19 protein-coding genes and 1 pseudogene are annotated in these 25973 nt (G+C 46.8%); 16 read left to right on the top strand and 4 right to left on the bottom strand.

What is annotated here, in order from left to right; translation table 11 throughout:
* Positions 1 to 427, bottom strand: a pseudogene (locus JGK14_RS02165) (photosystem II D2 protein (photosystem q(a) protein)); the annotation flags it as partial.
* A gap of 575 nt (positions 428 to 1002) precedes the next feature.
* Between JGK14_RS02165 and JGK14_RS02160 the strand changes: the two are divergent.
* The 6 genes from JGK14_RS02160 (at position 1003) to JGK14_RS02135 (ending at position 8621) form a co-directional block, all read left to right on the top strand.
* Positions 1003 to 1569, top strand: coding sequence for a photosystem I assembly protein Ycf4 (locus JGK14_RS02160; RefSeq protein ID WP_293186889.1), 567 nt, complete (start codon positions 1003 to 1005; stop codon positions 1567 to 1569).
* A gap of 142 nt (positions 1570 to 1711) precedes the next feature.
* A complete protein-coding gene (locus JGK14_RS02155) occupies positions 1712 to 2503 on the top strand; it encodes a peptidylprolyl isomerase (RefSeq protein WP_442921418.1) in 792 nt (263 codons plus the stop codon).
* Between the two features lie 180 nt (positions 2504 to 2683).
* Positions 2684 to 3940, top strand: coding sequence for a beta-ketoacyl synthase N-terminal-like domain-containing protein (locus JGK14_RS02150; protein ID WP_293193716.1), 1257 nt, complete (start codon positions 2684 to 2686; stop codon positions 3938 to 3940).
* 341 nt (positions 3941 to 4281) lie between these two features.
* Positions 4282 to 5376 (top strand): ATP-binding protein, encoded by a 1095-nt coding sequence (locus tag JGK14_RS02145; RefSeq protein WP_293186886.1) that lies wholly within the window; start codon positions 4282 to 4284, stop codon positions 5374 to 5376.
* 303 nt (positions 5377 to 5679) lie between these two features.
* The gene (gene mutL / locus JGK14_RS02140; RefSeq protein ID WP_293226642.1) at positions 5680 to 7587 is read left to right on the top strand and encodes a DNA mismatch repair endonuclease MutL; all 1908 of its coding nucleotides are present in this window, start codon (positions 5680 to 5682) and stop codon (positions 7585 to 7587) included.
* Positions 7588 to 7868: 281 nt separating this feature from the next.
* A complete protein-coding gene (locus tag JGK14_RS02135; protein WP_293226639.1) occupies positions 7869 to 8621 on the top strand; it encodes an SGNH/GDSL hydrolase family protein in 753 nt (250 codons plus the stop codon).
* Between the two features lie 89 nt (positions 8622 to 8710).
* Here the strand turns inward: JGK14_RS02135 and JGK14_RS02130 are convergent, their stop codons facing one another.
* The gene (locus tag JGK14_RS02130) at positions 8711 to 10108 is read right to left on the bottom strand and encodes an RNA-guided endonuclease InsQ/TnpB family protein (protein WP_293230927.1); all 1398 of its coding nucleotides are present in this window, start codon (positions 10106 to 10108) and stop codon (positions 8711 to 8713) included.
* Between the two features lie 66 nt (positions 10109 to 10174).
* On the opposite strand from JGK14_RS02130, the gene tnpA reads away from it, so the two are divergent.
* From tnpA to JGK14_RS02100, 6 genes are all read left to right on the top strand, one after another.
* Positions 10175 to 10588: an IS200/IS605 family transposase gene (tnpA, locus tag JGK14_RS02125; protein ID WP_293207850.1), complete on the top strand. Its 414-nt coding sequence runs from the start codon at positions 10175 to 10177 to the stop codon at positions 10586 to 10588.
* Between the two features lie 282 nt (positions 10589 to 10870).
* Complete coding sequence (locus tag JGK14_RS02120) at positions 10871 to 13057, top strand: serine/threonine-protein kinase (RefSeq protein WP_325314715.1); 2187 nt, start codon at positions 10871 to 10873, stop codon at positions 13055 to 13057.
* A 238-nt stretch (positions 13058 to 13295) separates the two neighbouring features.
* Positions 13296 to 14270, top strand: a complete 975-nt coding sequence (locus JGK14_RS02115; RefSeq protein ID WP_293225110.1) for a PP2C family serine/threonine-protein phosphatase — start codon at positions 13296 to 13298, stop codon at positions 14268 to 14270.
* Between the two features lie 561 nt (positions 14271 to 14831).
* On the top strand, positions 14832 to 16112 hold the full coding sequence (locus tag JGK14_RS02110; protein ID WP_293225108.1) for a vWA domain-containing protein: 1281 nt from the start codon (positions 14832 to 14834) through the stop codon (positions 16110 to 16112).
* Between the two features lie 345 nt (positions 16113 to 16457).
* Positions 16458 to 17159 carry an FHA domain-containing protein gene (locus JGK14_RS02105; protein ID WP_293197019.1) on the top strand — a complete coding sequence of 234 codons (702 nt, stop codon included), beginning with the start codon at positions 16458 to 16460 and terminating at the stop codon, positions 17157 to 17159.
* 131 nt (positions 17160 to 17290) lie between these two features.
* On the top strand, positions 17291 to 18793 hold the full coding sequence (locus tag JGK14_RS02100) for a hypothetical protein (RefSeq protein ID WP_325314714.1): 1503 nt from the start codon (positions 17291 to 17293) through the stop codon (positions 18791 to 18793).
* Positions 18794 to 19016: 223 nt separating this feature from the next.
* On the opposite strand, the gene JGK14_RS02095 is transcribed toward JGK14_RS02100, so the two are convergent.
* Positions 19017 to 20237, bottom strand: coding sequence for a hypothetical protein (locus JGK14_RS02095; RefSeq protein WP_293190091.1), 1221 nt, complete (start codon positions 20235 to 20237; stop codon positions 19017 to 19019).
* Between the two features lie 489 nt (positions 20238 to 20726).
* Between JGK14_RS02095 and JGK14_RS02090 the strand changes: the two genes are divergently transcribed.
* Entirely contained in the window at positions 20727 to 21548 is an 822-nt protein-coding gene (locus JGK14_RS02090) for a SirB1 family protein (protein WP_293190092.1), read from the top strand.
* 318 nt (positions 21549 to 21866) lie between these two features.
* Positions 21867 to 22544 carry an alpha/beta hydrolase gene (locus JGK14_RS02085; RefSeq protein ID WP_293180089.1) on the top strand — a complete coding sequence of 226 codons (678 nt, stop codon included), beginning with the start codon at positions 21867 to 21869 and terminating at the stop codon, positions 22542 to 22544.
* A 162-nt stretch (positions 22545 to 22706) separates the two neighbouring features.
* Here the strand turns inward: JGK14_RS02085 and JGK14_RS02080 are convergent, their stop codons facing one another.
* Complete coding sequence (locus JGK14_RS02080) at positions 22707 to 23171, bottom strand: SRPBCC family protein (RefSeq protein ID WP_293180086.1); 465 nt, start codon at positions 23169 to 23171, stop codon at positions 22707 to 22709.
* A 77-nt stretch (positions 23172 to 23248) separates the two neighbouring features.
* On the opposite strand from JGK14_RS02080, the gene JGK14_RS02075 reads away from it, so the two are divergent.
* Both JGK14_RS02075 and JGK14_RS02070 read left to right on the top strand, forming a co-directional pair.
* Positions 23249 to 24928: a mechanosensitive ion channel gene (locus JGK14_RS02075; protein ID WP_293212210.1), complete on the top strand. Its 1680-nt coding sequence runs from the start codon at positions 23249 to 23251 to the stop codon at positions 24926 to 24928.
* A gap of 113 nt (positions 24929 to 25041) precedes the next feature.
* Positions 25042 to 25845 (top strand): Uma2 family endonuclease, encoded by an 804-nt coding sequence (locus JGK14_RS02070; RefSeq protein WP_293212209.1) that lies wholly within the window; start codon positions 25042 to 25044, stop codon positions 25843 to 25845.
* Positions 25846 to 25973: the final 128 nt, after the last annotated feature.

Below are 25973 nucleotides of genomic sequence, written 5' to 3'. Positions count from 1 at the left end.
CGTTGTAGGGACGGATGCCGACTAAACGGGCGATTTCGATCTGACGCAGGCAGAAGCCGATCAGTGCGAAGGCGCCGTGGAGGGCGACAAATGCCCACAAACCACCGAGTTGGAACCAGCGGGTGAAGTCCCACTGTGCTTCGGGGCCCCACAGGAACAGCAGGGAGTGTCCGAGGCTGTTGGCTGGGGTGGAGACTGCGACGGTGAGGAAGTTGGCTCCTTCGAGGTAGGAGCTTGCCAAACCGTGGGTGTACCAGGAGGTAACGAAGGTGGTGCCGGTTAACCAGCCACCGATCGCCATGTAAGCGCAGGGGAATAGCAGGATGCCAGACCAGCCTACGAAGACGAAGCGATCGCGCTTGAGCCAGTCGTCGAGTACATCAAAGATGCCTCTTTCGTTCTCGGCGCGTCCGACTGCGATTGTCATTACGGTAAAATCCTTTTGCTTGTTAAAAGACCAAGGTTTCTAATTAAACTTAACATAACTATATATTATAAGTTCATTAATTTTCAACTAGAACAGCAGGAGTTGATACAGAATCGCGATCGTGACTGGGCGATCGCGCCAGCGGAGTGAGACTAAGGTAGGCTAGTTGAATTAAAATTTTGGTTTAAGGCTGTTTAAATTTGTCAGGAACTCTAGGCTCAAGCCACGCTCGCTTGTAAGAAATTACAAGCTGTTCTGACCAGACCCCTCGATCGCGAGGAGACGTTATTCAGGTAACGACACTCCTTGAATGCGACGCCTGTTTTGGGCTCTGTCATCTGCAATTAAACAGTTTTAAAGTCACGCTTTACAGTGTTGCAGGTCTAACAAGCCTTTATAACCAGGTCTGCACGAACATTACCCCGCAAGGGAGAAAGGATACAACTGTATCGACCTTGGAGGGGCAACCATACCCCTCCACCCCCCGAAAGGGGATTGACGGGGACTGAAGTCCCCTGCGTCGTTTTCCTTTCAGGTCTAAAGACTCTGAGTTTCCCACTTACCGAGTGTTTTTTATGACTGCAAAAACAATGACCTCGATCGATTCTGTCCTGCGCTATGAGGTTTTGGGATCTCGTCGCTTCAGCAATTACTGGTGGGCAACGGTTGTCAGCATTGGAGGGACTGGTTTCCTGCTGTCGAGCATTTCCAGCTACTTACACAAGAACCTGCTGCCTTTTGCTGACCCGACTCAGCTTATTTTCATCCCCCAAGGCATCGCGATGGGTTTCTACGGTGTCTGCGCCCTGCTGTTGGGGCTTTATCTGTGGCTGACTGTTCTCTGGGATGTTGGCGGCGGATACAATGAGTTCGATCGCAAAACAGGTAACATTCGGATCTTCCGTTGGGGATTTCCCGGCAAAAACCGCAAACTTGATTTTACTTGCAAGACATCGGACGTGCAATCTGTGCGGGTCGATATTAAAGAAGGTCTCAGCCCCCGCCGCAGCATTTATCTTAAGCTCAAAGACCGCCGTCAGTTTCCCCTGACAAGAGTCGGACAGCCCATTTCTTTGTCTGATGTGGAAAATCAAGCTGCCGAATTGGCTCGATTTTTGCAAGTGTCCCTAGAAGGGCTGTAGAGATTTGGGATTTGGGATTTGGGATTTTCGATTTGATATTGGTAATGTTTTGTAGGTTGGACGGCGGGGCGCACAAAATCGATAAATCTAGAGTGCGCCCGGCCATGTACCCGATCTGAATGAAGTGAAAGTGAAAATACAAATGCAAATGCAAATCAAAATTCAGCGGTGGTTCTTCTCACTTTTAATAATTGGCGCGCTGTTTGTCGGGGGATGCGGTAGTTCCCCTGCTGCAAACTCTACTCCGACACCAAATCCGGCGTCGGGTGAAAGCATTTCTTTGTCTCCGTCTCCGTCTCCGTCTCCTGCTGCTGTGGCGGCGAGTTCGCAATTTAGCAATTTGCCACGCTTGCAAGGAAAAGCAACGGTAGTGATGACGGTTAAAGGTACTCCGATTACGATCGAACTCGACGGCACAAATGCCCCAATTACTGCGGGCAATTTTGTCGATTTGATTCAGAAAGGAGTCTACGACGGGCTGGTATTTCACCGAGTGGTGCGGGAACCTCAGCCTTTTGTAGTTCAGGGTGGCGACCCCCAGGGCAAAGACCCTAAATTCCCTGCGTCGCGGCTGGGAACTGGGGGCTTTATTGACCCGAAAACATCTGTCGAACGCAGGATTCCTTTGGAAATTAAAGCTAAAGATGCCCCGAACCCGACTTACAGCCAAACGCTAGAACAAGCTGGGATTGCTCAGAAACCCGTGTTGATGCACACTCGCGGGGCTGTGGCTATGGCTCGATCGCAAAGTCCTGATTCGGCTTCTTCTCAGTTTTACTTTACTTTGACCGATGTGCCGTTTTTGGACGGTAGCTATGCGGTTTTTGGCTACGTGAAGCAAGGGATGGATGTTGTTGATAAGATTCAAGCGGGCGATCGGATTGATAAGGCTACTGTGACCCAGGGTTTAGAAAATTTTAAGGCTGCTAGTTAGTCAGTTGACAGTTGACAGTTGACAGTTGACAGTTTGCCGTTGGGAGTTGGTAGTAGTTATTGGTTATTGGTAACAAGCCAAAACTAATACCTGATAACTACGCATCAACAACCAACAAGTCATAGATTACGAATAACTAATCACAACTAACTAATAACTACTGCCTTCTAACTGATACTTATGGATGTTGTGGTTACGGGAATTGGTCTTGTTTCAGCGTTGGGAAATCTGGAAAATAGCTGGAAAAGATTGTTATCTGGGGAGTCGGGAATTCGGCAACATCAACCTTTTTTAGAACTTGAACCGCAACTTTTGGCTTTGGTAGGTACAAAACCTGCTGATTTAATAAGTTTAATTTTGCCTGTTTTAGCAGATGCTTTGCAAGATGCTAATTTGACTTTGCCGATTCCTGATTGCGGAATTGCGATCGGTTCTAGTCGCGGCTTTCAGGCTAATTTGGAACTGTTGCTAAGAGAGGGGGAGAGGGGGAGATGGGGAGAGGGGGAGAGGGGGAGAGGGGGAGAGGGGGAGATGGGGAGAATTGCCCAATTACCAATGCCCAATTCCCAATTCCCGATGCCCAATTCCCAATTCCCAATTCCCGATGCCCAATTCCCAATTCCCGATGCCCAATTCGTGGACTTTTTGCCTCACATGGGGGCGATCGCGGTGGCGAGGGCAATTGGCTCGATGGGGCCTGTGCTGGCGCCGATGGCTGCTTGTGCGACGGGCCTACAGTCGATCGCCCGCGCTGTTGATTTAATCCGCACCGGTGAGTGTCAGCGCGCGATCGCTGGTGCTGTTGAAGCGCCAATTACACCGCTGACTGTGGCTGGATTTAACCGGATGGGTGCTTTGGCAAACACGGGCTGTTATCCCTTTGACGAAGAGCGGGAAGGCTTGGTGCTCGGCGAAGGCGGGGCTTTATTTGTATTAGAATCAAGTGAGTTGGCAACGCGCCGCAACGCTAGAATTTACGGTCTAATTTCCGGCTTTGGGTTGACAAATGATGCTTTTCATGCTAATTCGCCGGAGTTGGGCGGAAAAAGTGCGATCGCGGCGGTAAATCAATGTTTGAAACGTAGCAATTTAACGGCGGTTGATATAGATTTTATTCACGCTCACGGTACTGGAACTGATTTAAATGACCGACACGAAGCCCTGTTAATTCAGAAATTGTTTCGCCAAGGAGTTGCTGTTAGTTCGACGAAGGGGGCTACTGGTCATACTTTGGGAGCTTCGGGTGCTTTGGGCGTGGCTTTTTGTTTGATGGGTATTAAATACCAGGTGTTGCCGCCTTGTACTGGCATAAAAAAACCGGGGTTTGAGTTAGATTTTGTTCGCTGCGCCCGATCGACTTTTGTGAGAAATGCGGTTTGTTTGAGTTTTGGTTTTGGCGGGCAGAATGCTGGGATTGTGTTGTCGGGCGATCGTTAATTTTTGGTAATCGAAGGCGATCGGCATTGAAATTGCAGCATCTCTCTACAATTAAAATCTTGTGGGGGCGTGTCCGAAAGTGCGATCGCACTTCCCATTTAAATCTGAGATCAAATATCATATATATGTATTTTAGTCAATTAACTTAGAATGTTGGTGAGATTTCTGGTACCGCTGTGCTAGTCTGGCTCTCCATATCGAGGCTTACCCTTCCCTCAAAGCCAGGGATTCCAGAAAATAACAGCAAATTCCAGCAGTATTGTATTTTATTAACGCATCGATGCTTATAGCGCGAAGATAGAAGAAAGAAACAGTTTCAATTAAGCCTCAGGTATTTTCACATGGATCTGGCATCTCATCGATTTATGTCTTATTTTGAACCTCTTCAAGCTGCTCATCTGTGCCAAATAGCTGTATTGGAAAGTTTTGCTGAAGAAACGGTGGTTTTTGAAGAAGGAGAAACAGCCGATTTTTTATATCTAGTTTTAGAAGGTAAAGTCGAGTTTAGCAAGCGGATTGACAACAGTAAATATCAAACTATTGCTGTCGCTAAGCCCGACGATTTTTTTGGCGAACTCGGAGTTTTAGACGGAGAGCCTCGCAGTGCTAGAGCTGTGGCAGTTGCCGGATCGAGTTTGGCCAAAATAGGCCGCGAAGAATTGATAGCAAACCTCGAGTTTGCTAAAGGCAGTTCAGTAATGCAAATGTTTAGTTTCATTATTAAAAATTTGCGCTCTACCACGGATCAATATGTTAGCCAGTTCGTACACAAACAAAAAATGGTTTTGGTGGGTGAAATGGTGAGCACAATTATTCACGATTTCAAAAGTCCTTTTACCGGAATTAAACTCTCCAGCGAAATGCTCAAAGAAATGCACCCCGATGCTGAAACTCAGGAATGGTGTGAACTTATTCAGTTGCAAGTTCAGCGAATGTTGGGGATGGCTGAGGAAGTATTAGAATTTTCGCGTGGGAACTCTGCATTAAATAAAAAACCAGTTAATCTCATCCAGACGTTGCAGCAGTTTGAAAAGTTGAACAGAGTTTATTTTGAGGCTGCAAAAGTAGACTTAGTGCTGGGGGTATCAGAAGTGATAGTGGAAGCTGACGACAATAAGATTTTGCGAGTTTTACAAAATTTAGTTGGGAATGCTGTTGAAGCTTTTGGCGGACGCGGGGGCCGAATAGAGATTATGCTGACAGAAAGTGAGGATTGGGCAGAAATTAGCATTTATGATAACGGCCCTGGCATTCCGCAATCAATCAAGGACAAGTTATTTGAACCGTTTATAACCTATGGCAAGCGGACTGGTACTGGCTTGGGAACGGCGATTGCTAAGTCGATTGTTGATGCTCACAAAGGGGAAATTAGTTATGAGTCGGAAAACAAAAAAGGAACCACTTTTTACATCCGCTTGCCAAAAGTCATCAGTTAGTCTGTGGAGTTTAAGTAATGTTTGTTTGTCACCACCGACTTCAATCAATCATTTAATCGATTTGAGATTGTTCGACTTCCTTCGGCTCCCTTCGGCTACGCTCAGGACAAGATGCTCAGGACAAGTTTGAGATTGGATAGTTGCCCCCACAAGTGAATCTGGGAGCTTGAACTTTTGTCTAAAATGTTGGGAACATCTACGACTTAACTATGTGGAACATTACCAGTTTTTGGGCGGATCGCGATCGTGTGTATGGAGTGGCAGAATCAGGTATAATTGAATTAACGAACCGCTAAAAATCTGATGCCAGTTACTATTCAAACCTTACCCGCAGAAGTTATCGATTTAATTGCCGCAGGCGAAGTTATTGACTCGATCGCCGCTGCGGTACGAGAATTAGTAGAAAATTCTCTGGATGCTGGCGCAACTCGCATCGTTGTGTCTGTTTGGCCCGAACAATGGCGGGTGCAAGTTGCCGATAATGGTACGGGAATGGATCGGGAAAACTTGCAGCAGGCGGCTTCGCCTCACAGTACGAGCAAAATTACCACGGAAGCTGACCTTTACAAAATTGCTACTTTGGGATTTCGCGGTGAAGCTTTGCACAGTTTGGCTCAGTTGGGCTGTTTGGAGGTTTTGAGCAGGCCCAACGATTTGGGATTCGGAGATTATTGGGAAAATCGACAGTCTGCGGAAACCCCCCCTAGCCCCCCCTTAACAAGAGGGGGAGTTGAGAAGTCATCTTTGAACCAGCCGGGAGTTGAAAATGCTCGATCGGGCTGGCGGGTAGTTTACAACAACGCTGGGGAAGCTGTGGAGCTGGAAACAGTGGCAATTGCTCCGGGCACGGTGGTGACTGTGGCTAATTTGTTTGGCAATTGGCCTGTGCGCCGCACTTTTTTGTCGCCGGCACAGCAAATGCGATCGATCCAATCAATCCTCCAGCAAATTGCAATTTGTCACCCCTACGTTAATTGGCAGTTGCGCCAAGCAAATGCGCCTTGTTTTTACATAACTTCGGCGAGCACAGCGGAACAAATTTTGCCTCAGTTTGTGCGCGGCGTGCGATCGAGCGATTTACAATATTTAAAGTTAGATTTGCCTGCGAGTCCTGAGAATCAGAAAGTAGCAAATCTCTTGCGAGAAACTGAACTTGTGGGAGCTACAAGCAACCACAATTATCAATTCCCAATGCCCAATGCCCGATGCCCAATTCCCAATTCCCAGTCTTTGGAGTTAGTAATTGGTTTGCCCGATCGCTGTCACCGCAGGCGGCCGGATTGGGTTAAGGTGGCAGTAAATCGGCGGGTTGTGCGATCGCCCGAAATAGAGCAAACTATTCTCAGCGCCTTCGCCCGCACTTGTCCGCGCGATCGCTATCCCGTGTGTTTTGTTCACCTACAACTCTCCCCCTCGGAAATCGACTGGAACCGCCACCCGGCTAAAGTGGAAATTTATCTGCACGATCCGAGTTTTTGGCAAGCACAAGTTGGCGCTGCAATCGATCGGGCTTTGCACCTGAATGATGAGGTTTTGGCAGATCCTCCAATTCCCGATCGCGTGGGACAGTTGTTGAAAGCATCAGAACAAAAAAGTGCTTACAGTGTGGGGACTTCAGCTCGAAAGAGTGATGGCGGTGACGAACAGACAACAGGTCGTAAAATAGGATTGATGGAACTGAGGGCGATCGCTCAAGTTCACAATACTTACATTGTTGCAGAACACTCTAGCGGAATGTGGTTAGTCGAACAGCACATCGCTCACGAGCGCGTTTTGTACGAACGTATCTGCGCTGATTGGCAGCTAAAATCTCTAGAAAAACCAGTGATTCTCAGTCAATTATCTGCCCTGCAAATTGAGAATTTGTCCCGCTTGGGTTTGGAAGTAGAAAGTTTTGGCGAACAGTTATGGGCGGCACGGGAAGTACCGGATTTATTGGTCGATCGAGATGACTGTGCGGATGCGCTTTTTGAACTCAGTAAAGTCGCAGATTTGCAAGCTGCTCAAGTTGCTACTGCTTGTCGCAGCGCTATTCGCAATGGTACTCCTCTCAATCTTTCCCAAATGCAAAATTTGTTGGATGAATGGCAGCAAACTCGCAATCCGCGCACTTGTCCGCACGGCCGCCCGATCTATTTTGCGTTGGAAGAATCGACTTTGGCTCGGATTTTTCGCCGCAGTTGGGTGCTTGGAAAAAGTCACGGGATTTGAAGGTTAAAAGTTATGCTTTAAGATTCGCGTTACATACAGAATTGTTTTTTTTGAACCGCAGAGGGCGCAGAGAACGCAGAGAGGAAGAGAAGAGAGAAGAAATGTTTCAGAATTTGATTGTAGTGAGGAATGCAAGTCGGCATCAGACTAGAATAAAATAAAGAAAAATTTTTTGATAATCGTTTGTAGTGAGCATTTTGACCCGCAAAAATAAGGACTGAAGTCCTCACTACAAACCTTTTTTAGATGACAATAATAGATTGTGCGTTGGGAAGAAAAAAATGAAAAATGTTTTTATATTTTCGATTGTGTTAAATGTAGTTTTGCTATCTATTATCTTAATCTACACAGGGAAGCGGGGCTATTTGGGCAGAACTTTGGTAATGGCGAATGCAAATTATCTGGAATTGCCGACGGATACGCTGAGTTCTCAGTCTTGGTGGCAAGATGAGGTAAAGTATCAAGTTGCTGTGACTCAGAATACGCAGATAAAAACTTGTTTTTTTGGAGATTCCATCACTTCGATGCTGGGGAATAATCTGGGTGACAATTCTTTCAATTTTGCGATCTCTGGCCTGACTGCGATTTCTCAGTTGGAACAGCTTAAGTTTTTAACTGCTGCTCAAGTTAAGTGCGATCGCGCGATTGTTGCTCTCGGGACAAACGATGCTATTTACAGAAGTATGGAGGGACAATTTGTGAAAAATATGCGGCAAATAATTAGCACTGTCAAAAAAGATATGGGGGCGAAACAGGTGATTTTGATGCCAGCTTTTTATTCCACTATTGAGGCCAGTCGCGATGTTACTGTTGCTGCTCCGATTCCGAGAGTCGATAAGTTTAATCAGTTGATTCGCCAGGTTGCTGCTGCTGAAAATTTATCAATTGATGAAGCTGGTTTGCAGCCGTTATTTGAAGGTAAAGCTTTGAAGGCTAATTTGACTTCGGATGGCGTTCACCTCAATGCTGATGGCAAAAAAATCTATCGTGAAGCTTTATTAAAAATAGTGGCTTTTTTAGATAAAAAGGATTAACAGAATGACCGCAATATGAGAATTTCTGTCTCGTTTGTGTGGCCGATCGCAAACTAAATTCTAAAACCCTTGTGTGACATACTCCCACATCAACCTGAGTACAGGTATGATGTGGGCTTCTTAGCAGCCCGATGAAGGGTATGCAAAATTTCCTTCGCGGTACTGTCATCCATAGTTCCTACTACAGAAAGATTCCCGCTACGGCGTTTTATACTTGGGAAAATGCCCAACCCAAGTCTCTTTAGGTTGATCGCGGCGTTCACATCACGATCAACCATTAAAGAATGTTGCTCATCCCAATAATTCCGCATACCGCAATCGGTAAAAACGATTTCATTCCGATAACACAGAACCATTGAGGTATAAGCAGGCTTTTGCGGAACGACAACTGATCCAGCTTTTTCGGCTATGTATTCCAGCGTCTTGAAAAATTGACCGAACGCAGCATCGAGCCAAGACTTGTTTAATCCTGATTTTGCTGATTGACCGTTCGGAAGGTAATTACCCTCATCATCTTGCTTAACTTTATTCCGCTTAGTTAAGCCTTTTAAATTTAAATCTTCGTGAAAGAAGAACTTAGCTCCAGACTCGATCAGTTTGTGAGCCGTTTTGTAATGAAAGTCTTGGCGAGAACGCGCTATTTTTTGGTGTTGTCTCGCTTCTTTTTTGGCTAATTTTCGTCGGGATTTAGAGCCACGCTTCCGTTTGTTCCGCTTTTTTGAGATGCGGTCTAGCTTGGCTTGGTTTTTGCGAAGCGGTTTTAAGGAAGGTAACTTTTCTCCCGACGACGTTGCCAGGTAGACATCTTCGTGTAGTACCGCATCTAATCCAATTGAATTTTCCCAGTTTGGGGTAACTTTATCAGGAATAAATTGAGGCACTAAAGAGTCTTCAAGCATTATTTGAATAAACCAACCGTCAGCCTTTTTAGTTACACTAATTTGCTTGACACTAAATCCATCGGGGATTGGGCGGTGCATCCGAACTTTTATGATGCCCAACTTTGGCAATCGGATATAAAACCAATTCTTACGAATCAACTTAATCCAGTCGCTTTTAGCCGTACAAAAAGTCATCGTCCGGTAATCTACCTCAGTCTTGAAGCGGGGTTTACCCGATCTTCCGCCCTTACTATCCCCTATGATAAACCGCTCAAAAGCTTTGTCTACTCGCTTAGAGACATCTTGCAGTACAGTTGAATCTACCTGCTTAAAATCCAAAAGCTCGCCACTATGAAAAACTTTTACTAAGTCTTTCTTGATGACGGGCAATTGTTGTTTTTGGGTATAGTAGTTGGGCTTTTTACGAGGCGCAGAGATGCTAGTAATCAATGGACAAGCGTTTATCGCAGTGCGGTTCATCTCCCACCAATCAAATCGATCGCCTAGCTGTCGGTTATACCAATAGCGGCAGACCCTCAACCAATGGTTGAGGGTTAATCTTTTATTAGTGTCGGGATAGAACTGGTACTGGTAGGTTGCTTTCATTGCATCACAGCCGATACGCCTCGATTAGTGTTACTCTATCAGAGAATACTGTTTAGTGTCAAGTATATGAGTAAAGATTTTATCCATAAAGCCAGAGGGGTTTCCGATCTCAAGTGTCATTTAGTGTTGACAACCAAATATCGGCGGAAAGTTCTAACTGATCCAATGTTGTCCAGGCTTGAGGAGATTTTTAAGAACTTGATGGGAAAATGGGAAGGAAGATTGGTAGAATTCAATGGTGAGCGTGACCACGTACATTTGTTGCTTCAATATACACCACAAACTGAGCCAAGTAAGCTTATCAACAATCTTAAGACTGTCTCTAGTCGCTATTTGCGAAAAGAGTTTGTAAGTGAAGTTGAAAAAGTTTACTGGAAAGATGTTTTTTGGACAAATGGCTATTTTATTGCTTCCTGTGGTGGCGTGACGGTTGAGCAATTGAAAAAGTACATTGAGGAGCAAGATAGACCTGTCGAGTAAAACAAGAAGTCTGTTCGTCTCGTCATCCATCTGCCCACTGCTCAAAGCTATGCTTTGAGATTGTGGACAGATAGAATCCTCCTCTCACGCGCATGAGAATCCCACACTAATCGAAGCGGTATGGTGTGGGGATTCCCGTCTGCCTAGCTAAAAGGCGATCGAATCGTTAAATTTCGTTAAATTCCATTGCAAAGCTATCCCAAATATCCCTGAACTTGGGTTCGTCGCGCATACTGAAAGAATCCACCATACACCAATTCTTTCTTAAGGAAATCTGTCATAATGGATGGCGATAAATGCCAAAAATCGGGTTGTACGGGAACGATCGAGGATGGCTATTGTGATGTCTGCGGCATGGCGGCCGTCAAAACCGCTGAACGGCTGCTTTCCTCCCCTCTCCCCACTGCATCGAACGCAAGCTTATCCAGAACCAATTCACCCACAGCCAGTACGCCGACGGGTTCATCCTCCGCAAGCAGCCGCAGTTCCCGGCGCACGGGTAGCACCTCTAGAAGCAGCCGCAAACAATTAGGTGCGGGATTGGTGTCGATTCCGGAACTCCCTTCCACTGAACCGGAAAAGGCGCTGCTTGTAGAAGCCGTCGTCCCGGAAAACAAACGCTTCTGTTCCAGTTGCAACAACGCTTTAAGTCGGGAAAGAGGGTTTTGTCCGAAGTGCGGCCATAAGTATTCCTTCGTTCCCAGCCTCAAACCTGGCGATCGAGTCATTAACCAGTACGAAGTCAAAGGTGCGATCGCCTACGGGGGACTCGGCTGGATCTATTTGGGATTTGATAGGAGTCTGTCGCGCTACGTCGTTCTTAAAGGGTTGCTCAACACGGAGGACGAAGCCAGTGCTGCCGTTGCTGTAGCCGAACGCCAATTCCTCGCCTCTGTCAAACACGCCAACATCGTTGGGATTTACAACTTCGTCAACCACCTCAACGAAGGCTTCATCATTATGGAGTACGTTGGAGGTCAGACGCTCAAGGAGATTCGCAAGACGCGCGGAGTGTTACCTGTTGCTGAAGCGATCGCCTACATTCATCGCATTCTCGGCGCTTTTGCCTACCTGCACGCTCAAGGTTTAGTTTATTGCGACTTCAAACCGGATAACGTCATGCTCGAAAGCAATGACCTAAAACTGATCGATATGGGTGGGGTGCGGCGCATTGACGACTTAGACGGGGACATCTACGGAACGGTGGGTTACAGCGCACCGGAAGCAGGAGAAGGGCCCACTGTCGTCTCGGATTTATTCACGATCGGCCGCACCCTCGCTGTTCTGGTGACGAACATTTCGGGCTTCAGCAAACAACACCAGTACAAGTTACCCAGTCCGCAAGAAGAACCCCTATTTGCCCACCAAGAATCCCTCTATCGCTTCTTGCTCAAAGCCACGGCGTACAACGCTGACGATCGCTTCCAGTCGGCTGAGGAAATGGCCGATCGATTGTTGGGAGTGTTGCGGGAAGTGGTAGCACTGGAAACAAATACGCCGCATCCGGCTGCCAGTACCCTGTTCGGCTCGGATATGCTCGCGCTGACGGCATCTTCAGACTTGGAACCAATTGGCGCGGACTTCCGACAGTTGCCCGTACCGACGATCGATAGCAACGATCCAGCTTTTAACGCGGTATTGAATGCCCAAGCGATCGCCGATCCCATACAACGTCAGGTGAATTTGGAGCAGGTGGTGCAGCAGTATCCCAACTCTCGCGAAGCCTTACTCCGACTGGCTGACAGTTCGATCGAGATTCGTCGCTATCCAGCCGCTGAAACGGCACTAACGCAAGCCGAACAACTCGATGCTTGGGATTGGCGCGTGCGTTGGTATCGCGGTAGGTTGCTGCTGGCGCGGAATCAGGCAAAACCGGCACAGGAACAGTTCGATCGCGTTTACTCGGAACTGCCGGGGGAACTGGCTCCTCAACTGGCTTTGGCGCTGGCGGCGGAGTTGGCAGGCGATCGCAAGCAGGCAATTAAGCTCTACGATCGCGTGTGTCGGACTGACCCCAGTTACGTCAGCGCGACGTTTGGTTTGGCCAGGTGTTTGAGTGCTACAGGCGATCGTCAGGCGGCGGTGGAGGCGTTGCGACGAGTGCCGCCAACCTCGAATTTGTCGGTGCGATCGCGGGTGGAAACGGCACGGATGCTGATCGATCGAAAACATACCGCACCAGGAGCCAAGGAGTTGAGCCTAGCAGCCACGACGCTCGAAGCCTTAACGCTCGAAGGCATGGAGCGGCATCGCTTGACGAAACAGCTTTTAGAAACGGCGCTAGGATCGATCGCTTCAAAAGCGATTCAGCCATCGGCGATCGTCCTTTTGGGGCATCAACTGCAAGAAGTTGAGCTCAGAAAAGGGTTAGAAAAAGCCTTGCGCGCCATGGCACATTTATCCACGGGAGCGGAAAAGATTCGTTTGGTTGATGAGGCGAATCGCGTGCGTCCGAGAACATGGTTGTAGGAGAGGAAAGCGAATGGAATTCACGCCTACGCGGACTCAGGAATTTTCAACCTGCACAGGCCGATTTTACTCCTGTAGCCGCGTTTTGAACCGCCATATTTTCTTGTTATATCAAATCCGGTAACATCAGAATTATTCATCTCTCTTGTCTCTCTCTGTGTTCTCTGCGCCCTCTGCGGTTAAATCATTCCGATCCAGCAGGAAGCGATATTACTCATGCTTTTTTAAGACCCAAACTATGCAATGTCCTAACTGTGAAGCTTTAGTTCAAACAGACGATCGCTTTTGCGAAGAATGCGGTACGCCACTGGTCAATTCACCCGTCAATGCTACTGAAACTTCTACAAAACTATGCAATAAATGCGGCGCGGCACCCGAGGCGATCGATGCCGATGGATACTGTTCGGTTTGCGGGTTCAAAAATGAATATCGGCAAGTCCGAGAAACCGATCGCATGGAAGTGAATCTTCAGCCTAATTTCGCGGGAGTGAGCGATCGGGGATTGAGACACGAACGCAATGAAGATTACTTGGCTTGTGCGGTAATAGAAAGCAGTAACACTTATATCGCGATCGCCTGTGATGGGGTGTCGAGTTCTCAGTTTCCCGAATTGGCATCGAAAGCAGCGGCAGAAGGTGCCAGAGATGGCATTGTCACTGCTCTAGAAAAACATCTTTCCCCAGAAACAGCTCTCCAACACGGAATCGCTGCCGCACTCAATGAAGTCTGTGTTATTCCTCATAGGAGTTTGAATCAAGATGCACCTTCGACGACGATTGTTGCGGCGGTAGTACAAAATTCGATCGCGACAATTGCTTGGTTGGGAGATAGTCGCGCCTACTGGATCGATCGGGAAAACTCCCAACTGCTGACGCGAGATGATTCTTGGTTTAACGAAATAGTTACATCGGGACAAATGAGCGCAGCCGAAGCTAGCAAGTCCGATAAAGCTCATGCCATTACGCGCTGGCTGGGTGTGGATGCTAAAGAGGATGCTGTTCCTTCGATCGTGCAGTTTCCGATTCCCGGTTCTGGATATTTGTTACTTTGTACGGATGGATTGTGGAATTATGCACCCGAAGCGCCACAACTCGCCGATCTTGTCAAGGGCAATGCTTCAGAAGATGCGATCGGGATGGGGCGCCATCTCGTAGAATTTGCTCGCTCTTGTGGCGGTCGAGATAACATTACTGTCACTCTGTTAGTCGTTTGAGGATAATATTATAAGAAGGAAGAAGGAAGTTTGGCAATGAAGCTGTGTACGGAATGTAACGGATGTAAATAAGATATTGCAACGTTCTCGATTAACCTGTAGGGGCAGGTTCGCCAACCATATCTAATGAGTACCAACAATCTTAATAAACCTGCCCCCACCCAACGAGAGATTCACGATCGCGCTCTTTGATATAATTGGGGAATGTGCGATCGCAATTCTATCGCTGGCTGGCGATAAACCGGGTTTCTGCGAATAAGGTCTGCTGAGTACGAAGCATATAAAAAGAAACCCGGTTTCTGAGATTGTGCGATTCCCTACGGGATAGCTGCGCTTCACGAATTTCTGTCGTTAGGTGAGGGCGAGTTTTTGTAAATTGTCGATGTTCATTATAGATAGTGGGCTCACGGGCCCTTACAGGATAATTGATAATACTGCAAGATCTCAGTTCTACTCAACCTACACTCTAATCTCTTTTCTCAATCTGTAAATTAGCATCATTTTTACTGAAAAAAGCATCGATCGCATTTACTCAAAATTCATTCAAAAAACTCAAAAACAATGTCTACCCAATTCCAAGCCGAAGTCTTCCAAAATCCCTACCTTCATCAAGGTTCCAGAGAAGTCAATGCCATTATGACCGTCACCGTCCGTGGGGACGAAAATATTGGCATCGCACCTCAAACAGGAGGCAAACTCTTCGGGATTATCTGCGATATTTCCGGTTCGATGCAGGGCGCAAAAATCCACGCCGCCAAAAATGCGATGATTAAACTCGTGCAGTTAATTCCGGCGGATACCTCCTTTTTTATCGTGGTAGGTTCCACTCGCGCCCAGGTAATTTTTCCCACTGCCCTAGCCACAGTAGAAAACAAATCCCAAGCCATTTCCCAAATTAAAGAAGTCCAAGCCAGTGGCGGTACATTAATGTCTCAATGGCTGGAAGCTTCACTAACGCAGTTCAAAGAGATGCCCAATGCCGTCAGACAAGCCCTATTGCTTACCGACGGGCAGAACGATGATTCCGACCAAAAACGCATGGAAAAGGTGCTGCAAGCGTGCGAAGGTGTATTTCAGTGCGATTGTCGGGGCGTGGGAACCGACTGGCGCGTCAAACAGCTTCAGTTCATTGCCAACAGGCTACTCGGAACCACCGATATCATCGCCAACGCGGTGCAAATAGAAGCGGATTTCCAAACCATTCTCGCCCAAGCAATGACTAAAACGGTGAGTGATGTCGCCTTGCGTTTGTGGACTCCCCAAGGGGCAAAGGTGCGATTCTGCAAGCAAGTTAGTCCCGAAATTGTCGATTTGACCGATCGCGCCCAATCTATTAAACCGCAAGTTTGCGACTATCCGACAGGGGCTTGGGGAACGGCAGAATCGCGCGATTACCACTTCTGCATTGAGGTGAATCCCGGTAATGTGGGAGATGAGATGCTGGCGGGAAGGGCGAGTTTAATTTACACCGCTGATGGGGTGGAAACAAAAATTACCGAGGCGCGGATTCTAGCGGTGTGGACGGATGACGAACAGAAATCCACAAAAATCGATCGGCGAGTGGCGCACTACACCGGACAAGCAGAACTCGCGCAAACCATTCAGGAAGGACTTGAAGCCCGCGATAAAGGTGATGTAGAAGTGGCGACGGCTAAGCTGGGAAGGGCTGTCAAACTCGCCCATGACTCCGGAAATGAGGGAACGGCGAAACTGCTGCGCCAGGTGGTGGAGGTGGAAGATGCACCCACGGGAACAGTTCGTTTGAAGCGGAATGTGGCGAAGGAAGATGAAATGGCATTGGAAACTCGATCGACTAAAACGGCACGAATTTCGAGAAATTAGCCATCCCAAATCTATAGCAGTTGACAGTTGACAGTTGACAGTTGACAGTTACATAGTACGAGCATCTAACCGTTTCTGCTCAAGGGTATTAGGATCTATTTATGACATTATTTATGTCCCGATACGGTTCAGTTAAGATTGTCCGAAGAGAGGAACGAAGCATAAGCCCTTCGGGCAGGCTTCGCCAACGCAGTGTCTATGTTTCATGAGTTTTCCCTGTGACAATCTCCGATCGCAATCGTATTGATTTATGTCCTAACCTATGTGGCGGTTGCTATACAATCCCAAATCTAGAATCCACAATCGGCAATCCAAAATCAAAAATCCAAAATCGTATAGATAATTATGTCAGTCTATCAGTGTCCAAAAGGTCACGAATCGATCGAATCCGATTATTGTTCGGAATGCGGCGCGAAGATTAATGGAGGTGCGGCTGTCGAAGCCAAAAGTCCGCCCGTTCGAGTTGCCACAGCTACCATTAACTGTCCCGATTGCGCGACTCCACACGAGGAAGATAGCGGCAACTTCTGCGAAATTTGTGGCTATAACTTCGTCACCGGTGCGAGTGGAGAAATTCCAATTCCCAAGGCATCAGGAATCGCATCTTCTGTTTTGGATGCGGGTACTATAGATGCGGGCGCAACCCATATTTCCCCGACATCTACCTCACCCACAACGACAGGAACTCCCGAACTTCTCATCACAGTCGATCGCACTTTGCGCTGTGAAGGTAGCCCGGAACCGCCCGCGTTTACCCCCATGACTTTCCCTATGGAAAAACCCAGTACCCTCATCGGACGCACTAGCGATGTCCGCGCCATTTATCCAGATCTCGCCCTCGATTTGGACGATGCCATTTCCCACCGCCACGCCGTCATTCACCGCCAACCAGATGGGGCATTAATCCTGCGCGATATCGGTTCCACCAACGGTACGTTTCTCAATGGGGTTGAACTTGTGCCGATGACAGATATTAGTCTGAAAGATGGGGATGAAATTACGTTGGGACATTGGACAAAGATGATTGTTAATATTACCCAGTCTTAACTAGCAGGCAAATCGGTAATTGATAAAAACTCCCCCACCAATGACAAATTATATCATGTCCGATAGATTACCACAATAACAAAAACAGTTCGTAGTGCGGACTTAAGTCCGCATCTTTTGACCAATTACCCATGACCAAATTTATGAGCCAAGTTACTCGCAATTCTGCTTCAGCAAAAAAGCCCAGTTCGATCGCAAATTGGAAGACAAAATTCACCACCCCTCAGATTCTGCGATGGGGATTGTACCTGGTGTGGGGAGTCAGCCTTTTAGCCTTGGGGACTGCCAATGAAGCAGTGAAAATGCAGCGCGATGCGATCGAAACCATCGGCAAAAATACCGCACCCAGCGTCTTAACTGCCCAGCGAATTAAAGATAGCCTCGCCGATTTGGATGCCAATGCTGCTAACGAATTGCTCGTCAAACCGGGCGAGAATCCTGAAGCAGTTAAAGAGTATCGGAAACGGCAAGAAAAACTGTCTAAACTCCTAGCCTTGGCAGCGGAGAACATTACGGAGGGGGATGCAGAACGCCAACAGATTCGCACGCTGATCCTATCGTTGGGGGACTACATGACGCAAATCGAACGGGCGCGATTGGCGAACGAACGGGGGGATTCGCGATCGCTTTTGGAGGCGTATCGCAAAGCAGCAAACATTTTGGACTCAATTTTACTACCTGCTGCCGAACAATTGCAAAATGTTAACTTAGAGAGTCTGGATCGAGCTTATATCTCACAAAAAGCGCGATCGGCTAACCTCTTGTTCCTCGCAGTTATTGGCAACCTCTTGCCACTTGTCATGTTGGGACTATTACAACTGTTTCTCTACCACCGAATGCGCCGCAATCTCAATCCCTATTTGTTGGGAGCTACCCTATGTGCGATCGTCTTATTCTTTTATATCACCAATGCACTAAATGCGGCTTCCTATCATCTGAAAGTCGCTAAGGAGGATGCCTTTAACTCGCTTTTGCCGTTGCGACAGGCTCGCGCTCTTGCCTACAGTGCTAATGCCGATGAAAGCCGCTATTTGCTCGATCGAGAATTTGCGGCTCAACACGAACGCAAATTTGTTGAGAAAATGGCGAAAATTGCCGTCATCCCCGCCAATCTGCTGGATTTTGAGTCTGTCGCTAAGGAATTCAAGCCATCCAACGTCCAGGGTGTCGCGGGTTTTACTGGATTATTCGCCCAAGAATTTGCCAATATTACTTTTGGTGGAGAGCGAGAAGCGGCGGTGGAAATGTTATCAGCATTTGGGGTTTATGTCAACATAGACAAACAAATTCGATCGCTGGTAAATAGCGACAAAAAAGCTGAAGCGATCGCACTATGTACGGGAAATAAACAAGGGCAATCTAATTGGGCGTTCACTCAATTCCTTAAAAAACACAATGATGTAACAGACATTAATTTAACCGCGTTTACAGAGAATCTCGATCGGGGATTTAAAAGTGTAGGTTATGTACCCGATAAATCCCAGCAATCAAGTGATGATATTTTGCAGGGGGCTATGCTCGATCGATCGTTTAAAAATACCTACCAATTTGAGATGTGGAGTCTTGCGTTAATTAGTGCGATCGCTATTTTAACCTTTTTTGGACTCAATCTGCGTTTGAAGGAATATTCGTGATCTTCCAAAGAAGTCAATTGGGGCTTTTTCGTGGGGTGGGGGCAGGTTTATTTAACCTGTCTGCTACCTTTTAGGCTGTTGGCGAACCAGCCCCTACAGGATTATTGATAATGCTGCAAGATGTCAGTGGGGTGGGGGCGGGTTTATTTAACCTGTCTGCTACCTTTTAGGCTGTTGGCGAACCAGCCCCTACAGGATTATTGATAATGCTGCAAGATGTCATTTATATCGACTTAAAAGAACGATTCAATAACTTTTCATACTCACTGACAAGCTGGATTGCTTGCCCTAACGGAGTAGGTCGAGTATATAACAATTGCTTGGCTTGTTGGGCAATTTGACTCAATTGTTCGTTTTCTGCCATTCCTTTGGCTAATGCTTTAGCTTGCAGTGCTTGGAGTCGTCCTCGCAATTCTTGACGCATTTCTAGCGCAGTTTGATTGTCTGTATAGGCTTGTTGTTGAGCGGATAAATACTCTTGCGTTCTGACTCGCCAATTCTGTAAACCAATCTTAACTGGTTGAAATATGCCTTCTTTGAACTTAATTTCTAGTCGAGCGAGCCACTGATTTAAAGCTTCAATTTGTTCGTCCGCTAAAGGCTGCGATCGCGTTGCAGCTTCTGTTATTTTTTCCTGATACTCTGCAAAAATAGTTTGATGTTGCTGATTTAAATGAATTAAGTTTTGCAGAAGTTGATGCGCTTGAGATAATTCTTGTTTAACCGATGCTTTTTGCCGAGCTATTTCCTCTAAATACTGTCTCGATCGAATGATAATTGGTTCAATTTCTCGCTCGAACTCATCGCTGACACCTAACGGATCGCAGATAATGCGATCGCCAAAATCGAGCAAATTTTGCTGAGCAACTGCTAGTTCATTACTCCTCCGAATACCGAGAGAGTCAGCTAAAGTTTGGAGCGATCGCATTTCAGTTTGGGCTCGCGTCAGTTGTGCTGCTAAATGCGATCGTGCCGTCTCCACTGCGACAACCACATCTTTCGCGACTTGAAAAGCAGCAGTCATCACCTCCAGTAATTTCGCAGGTGCAATTGCATTTTGGGTTTGGGCTGCACTTAGTAAGTCTCGCTGTGCTAGAGGAATTTGTTGTTCGCCAAGTTGGATGGAATTACCCGTTAAAAGATATTCAATTTCACGCAGTTGAGATTCTGCACTGGAAATCAAAAACTTAGGAACTTGCTTGCGGAGCATCACAGCCCGATCGATCGTTTTAACTAACAAATCAAAATTCTGAAAGAGGTCATTCATCGCACTGAGTGCGGGAACAACCTTTGCTTTTGTTTTGCCAGTTAACTCAACGTCAGATGGCATTGCAGTGAGTTGTTGATAGGTTGGCAATCCATGCAAATCAATCAGATTTTGACTGATGCGATCGAGATTCTGTTTCCACTGAGCTAGCAGGCGATCGATTTGTTCTACATTCACGGTTGCAATTTCGATTATCTATATTTGTGCAGTAGATTACCATTTTATCAATTTTAAATCTAAATTAAAGTATTGTCTCTATCTAGATGAGTCCGGGTGTATTCCCGAAGCTGAATTTCCAGGTAAAATAGGAGTCTCTGCCATCTTCGCTCGAACTCGCATTTGGGTGCATCTGGGTTTTGTAAAAAGCATTTTTTCTTTGAGTGCTGTCCCCGCTCACGTATTGTACAATATGCGAGCGGGGACAGCACTATAATAATAATAATGTAAAACTGAGATGCTCCAGATCGAACTCGCACTCTGCCATTCATAGGTTATTTACAGGATGTCTAAGCTGTTGCAGCATTTAAATTGTATATTTCGATGACGATGGAGAATTCTATCCCCCGATCCCCATCGGACTCTCTACCTCTCAATCAGGATATACAATTTAAATACGCCAGAGGCAATCTCGCACGATGTTTATTAAAAAATTAATCAATTATAAATATGGATTTGACGATCGCCCGACAACTCTTTTATCAAGAAATTAATCAGCCAGACGCTGCGATCGACCTGGCGAAAGCTGCGCTGTACATGGCTTTGGAAGAATACCCGAATTTTGAGCCTCTGGATTATATCAACGCACTTGACACGATCGCCGATCGAGTGCGTTTGCGCCTCCCGCCACAGAATTATCCGCTGCGGATCATTCAAACTATTAACCGCTATTTGTATGACGATTTGGAATTCTCCGGCAATAATGCTGATTATTACGACCCCCGCAATAGCTTTTTGAATCAAGTGATCGATCGCCGCACTGGTATTCCCATCTCTTTATCTTTGGTTTATTTGGAGGTTGCTAAGCGGATTGATTTTCCGATGGTGGGGATTGGGATGCCGGGACATTTTTTGATTAGGCCGGATTTTGAGGATGCTGGGATTTTTGTGGATGCGTTTAATGGTGGCGAGATACTATTTCCTGAAGATTGTCAAGGGAGGCTTTCTCAAATTTACGGTCAACCTATGGAGTTGCAGCCGGCTTTTCTCGCGCCGGTAAGTCCGCGGCAGTTATTGGGGCGAATGCTGGGAAATCTGAAGGCGATTTACTTCCAACAGGGTGATGCTATGAGGTTTCTGGCGGCGATCGATCGGCTTTTGCTGCTGTTTCCTGATGCACTCTTGGAAAGGCGCGATCGCGGAATTCTCTATTATCAACTGGGGCGCTTGGCCGAGGCGCGGCACGATTTGGAACTATACATTACCAATGCTCCGAATGCTGAGGATGCTGCTAGAATTCGCCTATTGCTCGAAAGGCTCGACCAAAACTAAACTTAAATTTGCGATCGCTAGTCAAGGTTGCAGCTATTGGCTCGCACAACATCACAGGTGAAACCGACAATCTATATAGTTACAGGGCGATCGCCAAATCTCGCTTTTATAAGTTTTGCAAAGGTATATAAAATTGTCAAAAATCGGAGTATAACATATAAATTATGAATTAACACCTATCTTTTGATAGGTTCAATTGGCTTGACATGACTGTATAATACCTAGGTCATTTACGGAACTTCTGAATCCACTTTCCCGACTGATACCTGGGCATTCGATCGAACGAAAAAGTATTTTGACGTAAAGAGGCATAAACTCATGAACTTTAAGTTTCAACAAGGTTATCTTAACGGAATGCAACCGCAGTCAGCCCATTTAGCCAAAAGAATCTCAAAGTCTTTATCATTAGGTTTGGCGCTTTTGGTGGGAACAAGTACAGTATTGCTGAGCAGTAGCAAAGCCTTTGCATTAGACAAAGTTACCGTAAAATACGGTGCTGTTGACGTAACTTTACCAATGAGCGATTTGCAAAGCTTTGCACAAACCGGCAAACCATCATCTCAACTGCAAAGTGTTTTGAGTCTTGCGAAACAAACTCCCGAATCGGTGCGCGAAATATTAACGCGAGAAGTGGCTTTAGATCCCCAAATGGTTTCGCGGCTGGCAAATACTTATTTTGGGGAAATTGTTTTCAAGCAATTGGGTGAGGTTGCTTATACCCCGGCTACAAAGGCACAAAGCGCGCCGGCACTGCGCGATGCTTTGGTTGCAGCTTCCAAAGATGGCAAACTATCCCTGATGGAAGTGATGCAAAATTACACTCCTCCGGCTTTAGAAGTTGATGGCAATCAAGCTATGGCTATCTACCAGCGAGTGATTAAAGATATCCAAGATTTGCAAGCTATGTATCAGAATTCCCCGGGTTTGCAAAGTACGGCTGGTCAAGCAAGACAAATGATTTGTCAGCCCAACTCATCATCGGGGGCTGGGAAGTAAATCATTTTGCTCTGGATTGGGAATGGGGAATGGGGAATGGGGAATGGGGCATAGGGCATAGGGCATAGGGCATAGGGCATAGGGAATTGGTGCTTTCTTTTCCTATTATCTCTTACTTTTCAGCCATTACCGATGACCCATTACCCAATTACCAATTCCCCATTACACCTTGCCAATTTCTTGAGATAATTGCTCGGCTACCCGTTTGAGCCGGCGCAGTTGGCTTTTCATATCTTTTTGCGTCCAAGGGGCTGCAAAGCGATTGAATCCAAATCTAATTAAAGGATTGGGAATTTGAAATTCAAAGCGGTTAATCAAGAGAGTCCCTTGGATTTGGGGCTGGCATTCCCAGCGATCGCATCCTTTGAAATATCCGTCGAACCCCCATACAATTAAACCGGGTTGTCGCTCCAACACAACACTCTCTAAAGTGGGTTGCAAAACGGGAATTTTTATGATAAATAAACTGCGACTTCCTACAGCAGTATCCCATTCGCCCTCTGGATCGCAACGCAGCAGCGGATTGAGCCATTTGTGCATTAAAGTGCGATCGACTATACAGCGCTCCACCAACGTAGCAGCAGCGCGAATTTCAATGGATTGCTCGAAAACTTGACGAATTGACATGAGAACCTGCAAGCTAGAAGCGTATTCTTACAGTTTCTTATTTTCCTTGTCAAATCTGACCTTAACCTGAAAAAACAATGAATGAAACTTGGCAAGAAATAACTCAACCGATATCGGGCCCAATGGCGGTTGTGTCCGATCGAATCTTGGCACAGGCCCAGGTAGCCCCGAATCCGCTCTCAGAAGCGGAGCGGGGATTAAACAATCTATTTGCGGGCAAAGACATTGAAAATCTCGTCTGGGCGATCGGCATCCTGCTAATTGGCTTGATCGTATCAGCCCTCGTCTCATCTTTAGTCGGCGGATTGCTCAAGAAAACGACGATCGACAACCGACTGGCTGCTTGGATTACCGGGCGCCCGGAAGGAGAAGGATCTCCGCAAGTGGAAAAATGGATTTCCGGTGCGGTATTCTGGATCATTTTTATCTTTTTCCTAGTTGCCTTTTTCAACCGGCTGAATCTCACGGCTGTCTCGCAACCGCTGAATACTTTTCTCAACCAAATTGCTGGTGCTTTGCCGAAGTTGGCTAAAGCCCTAATTTTCTTGGGGATTGCTTGGGTGGTGGCGACAGTTGCCAAATTAGCCTTGTCGCGGGCGATGCGGACTTTTGGCGTAGACGAGCGCTTGAACCAGCAGGTGGGTACTGCACCCACCGAGACTCCTTTGCTGCTGAGCGATACTCTGGCAAATGCGCTGTACTGGTTCATTTTTCTGCTGTTTTTGCCGTTGGTTCTCGAATCGCTGGATTTACAGCAGGCTCTGCTGCCAGTGAATAATTTGCTGAACCAAATTTTGGCGGCAATTCCGAAGATTCTGGAAGCTGTGCTGATTGGGTTTGTGGGCTGGCTGCTGGCTCAAGTTGTGCAGCGGATTGTTACGAATCTGCTGGCTGCTGCTGGCGCGGACAGTTTGGGCGCTCGGTTTGGCATTTCCCGGAGTTCGGGCGGACAATCGCTGTCGTGGATTATCGGCACAATTGTCTATGTGTTGATTTTGATTCCTACGGCGATCGCAGCTTTGAATGCTTTGGACATCCAAGCGATTTCCTTGCCGGCGATCGCGATGCTCAATACGATTCTGGGCGCGCTTCCCAACATTTTTACAGCAGCGATAATTCTCGCGGTTGCTTACTTTTTGGGGCGCTGGATCGGCGATTTGGTGACGAATATCTTGACGGGAATTGGCTTTAACAATGTCTTTTCTTGGTTGGGAATGCAGCCGAAACAGCCGCTGCGACTACCGTCGTCGAGTTCGACGGATCCCGACGCAACCGTACTTCAGGAACCGGATGTTGCGGCACGCACGCCTTCGCAATTTGTCGGCATTGTGGTGCAGGTAGGCATCATGCTGTTTGCTGTGGTGGCGGCTACCGACGTGCTGAAGATTCCAGCGCTGACTGCGATTGTTAGCGGTATTGTGCTGGTTGCAGGTAGGGTGCTGTCTGGTTTGGTGGTATTTGCGATCGGCTTGTATTTGGCGAATCTGGCGTTTAGTTTGATTGCTAGCTCTGGAACTCGCCAAGCGCGGCTGTTGGGCCAAACGGCTCGAATCGCGGTGATTGCTTTTGTTGGAGCCTTGGCGCTGCAACAGATGGGCATTGGCAGCGATATTGTGAATTTGGCTTTCGGGCTGTTGCTCGGGGCGATCGCCGTTGGGATTGCTCTAGCTTTTGGTTTGGGCGGGCGCGAGATTGCGGCCGACGAACTTCGCGGATGGCTGGCGTCGTTTAAACAAGATAAGACGCCGCGTTTGTAAGTCTAATTGATCGGTAAAAAATGGCGTTTGTCCTTAACAAACGTCATTTTTTTATGGTTAAATTTATCGAACCTGCTAAAATAAGATCAGCGAGAATTGAGGAGACTTAAACCGTGACAGTTTTAACTCAACAAATCGAAGAAGAAATAGAATATCCCAGCAGCGACGGAGAACCGATGGCGGAAAGTGACATCACGCGCGATTACATGACTTACGGCGTGGAAGCTCTGAAGCAGCACTTTCAAGGGCGATCGGATGTCTATGTGTCAGCAAATTCTTTCGTGTATTACGAAGAAGGAAACAAATCAGCAGTAGTTGCTCCCGACATTTATGTAGTATTTGGAGTCAGAAAACGCCAGAGAGATAACTATAAAATATGGAAAGAAGCAGGGATAGCACCGCAGTTTGTCTTAGAAATAACCTCAGAAACAACTCAAGAGGTAGATCAAGAAATTAAACCAGAAACTTATCGAAGTTTGGGAGTCAGGGAATACTTCCAGTACGATCCGTCTGGGGATTATTTGAATCCGATATTGCAAGGAGTGCGTTTAGTAAACAACCAGTACGAGCCGATTCCCGTCAATAATATCGCCTTCGATACGCTGTGGCTGTACAGCGAAGTATTGGGACTGGAATTGCACTTAGTTTCTGGAGAATTAAGGTTTAGAAATCCTCAAACAGGAGAGTTTCTGAAGACTTATCAGCAATCAGAACAAGAACGGCGGGCAGAACATTCTGCACGGCTGGCCGAACAACAAGCACGGCTGGCCGAACAACAAGCACGACTGGCGGCAGAATCAGCTTTGCGATCGCTCGTTTCTCAACTGTTAAAATCGGAAATGAATTTAGAGCAAGTTGCACAAATGATGAATTTATCGACATCGGAAGTTGAGCGATTAGTAGGGAGAAATGAATGAGCAATAAGGATCGCAAATTAAATAATTTACACTCTTAAAAGTGGGATGGGCGTCCCGCCCGTCTTTTCTGGACGGGCGGGACGCCCATCCCACAAGAACAATAAAGATTATAAGTTATTTCATTCTCA

The organism is Microcoleus sp. PH2017_28_MFU_U_A, assembly GCF_020738035.1.
Classification (GTDB): domain Bacteria; phylum Cyanobacteriota; class Cyanobacteriia; order Cyanobacteriales; family Microcoleaceae; genus Microcoleus.
The sequence above is the reverse complement of the archived record's forward strand: the minus strand, read 5'-3'. Positions and strand labels throughout refer to the sequence as shown.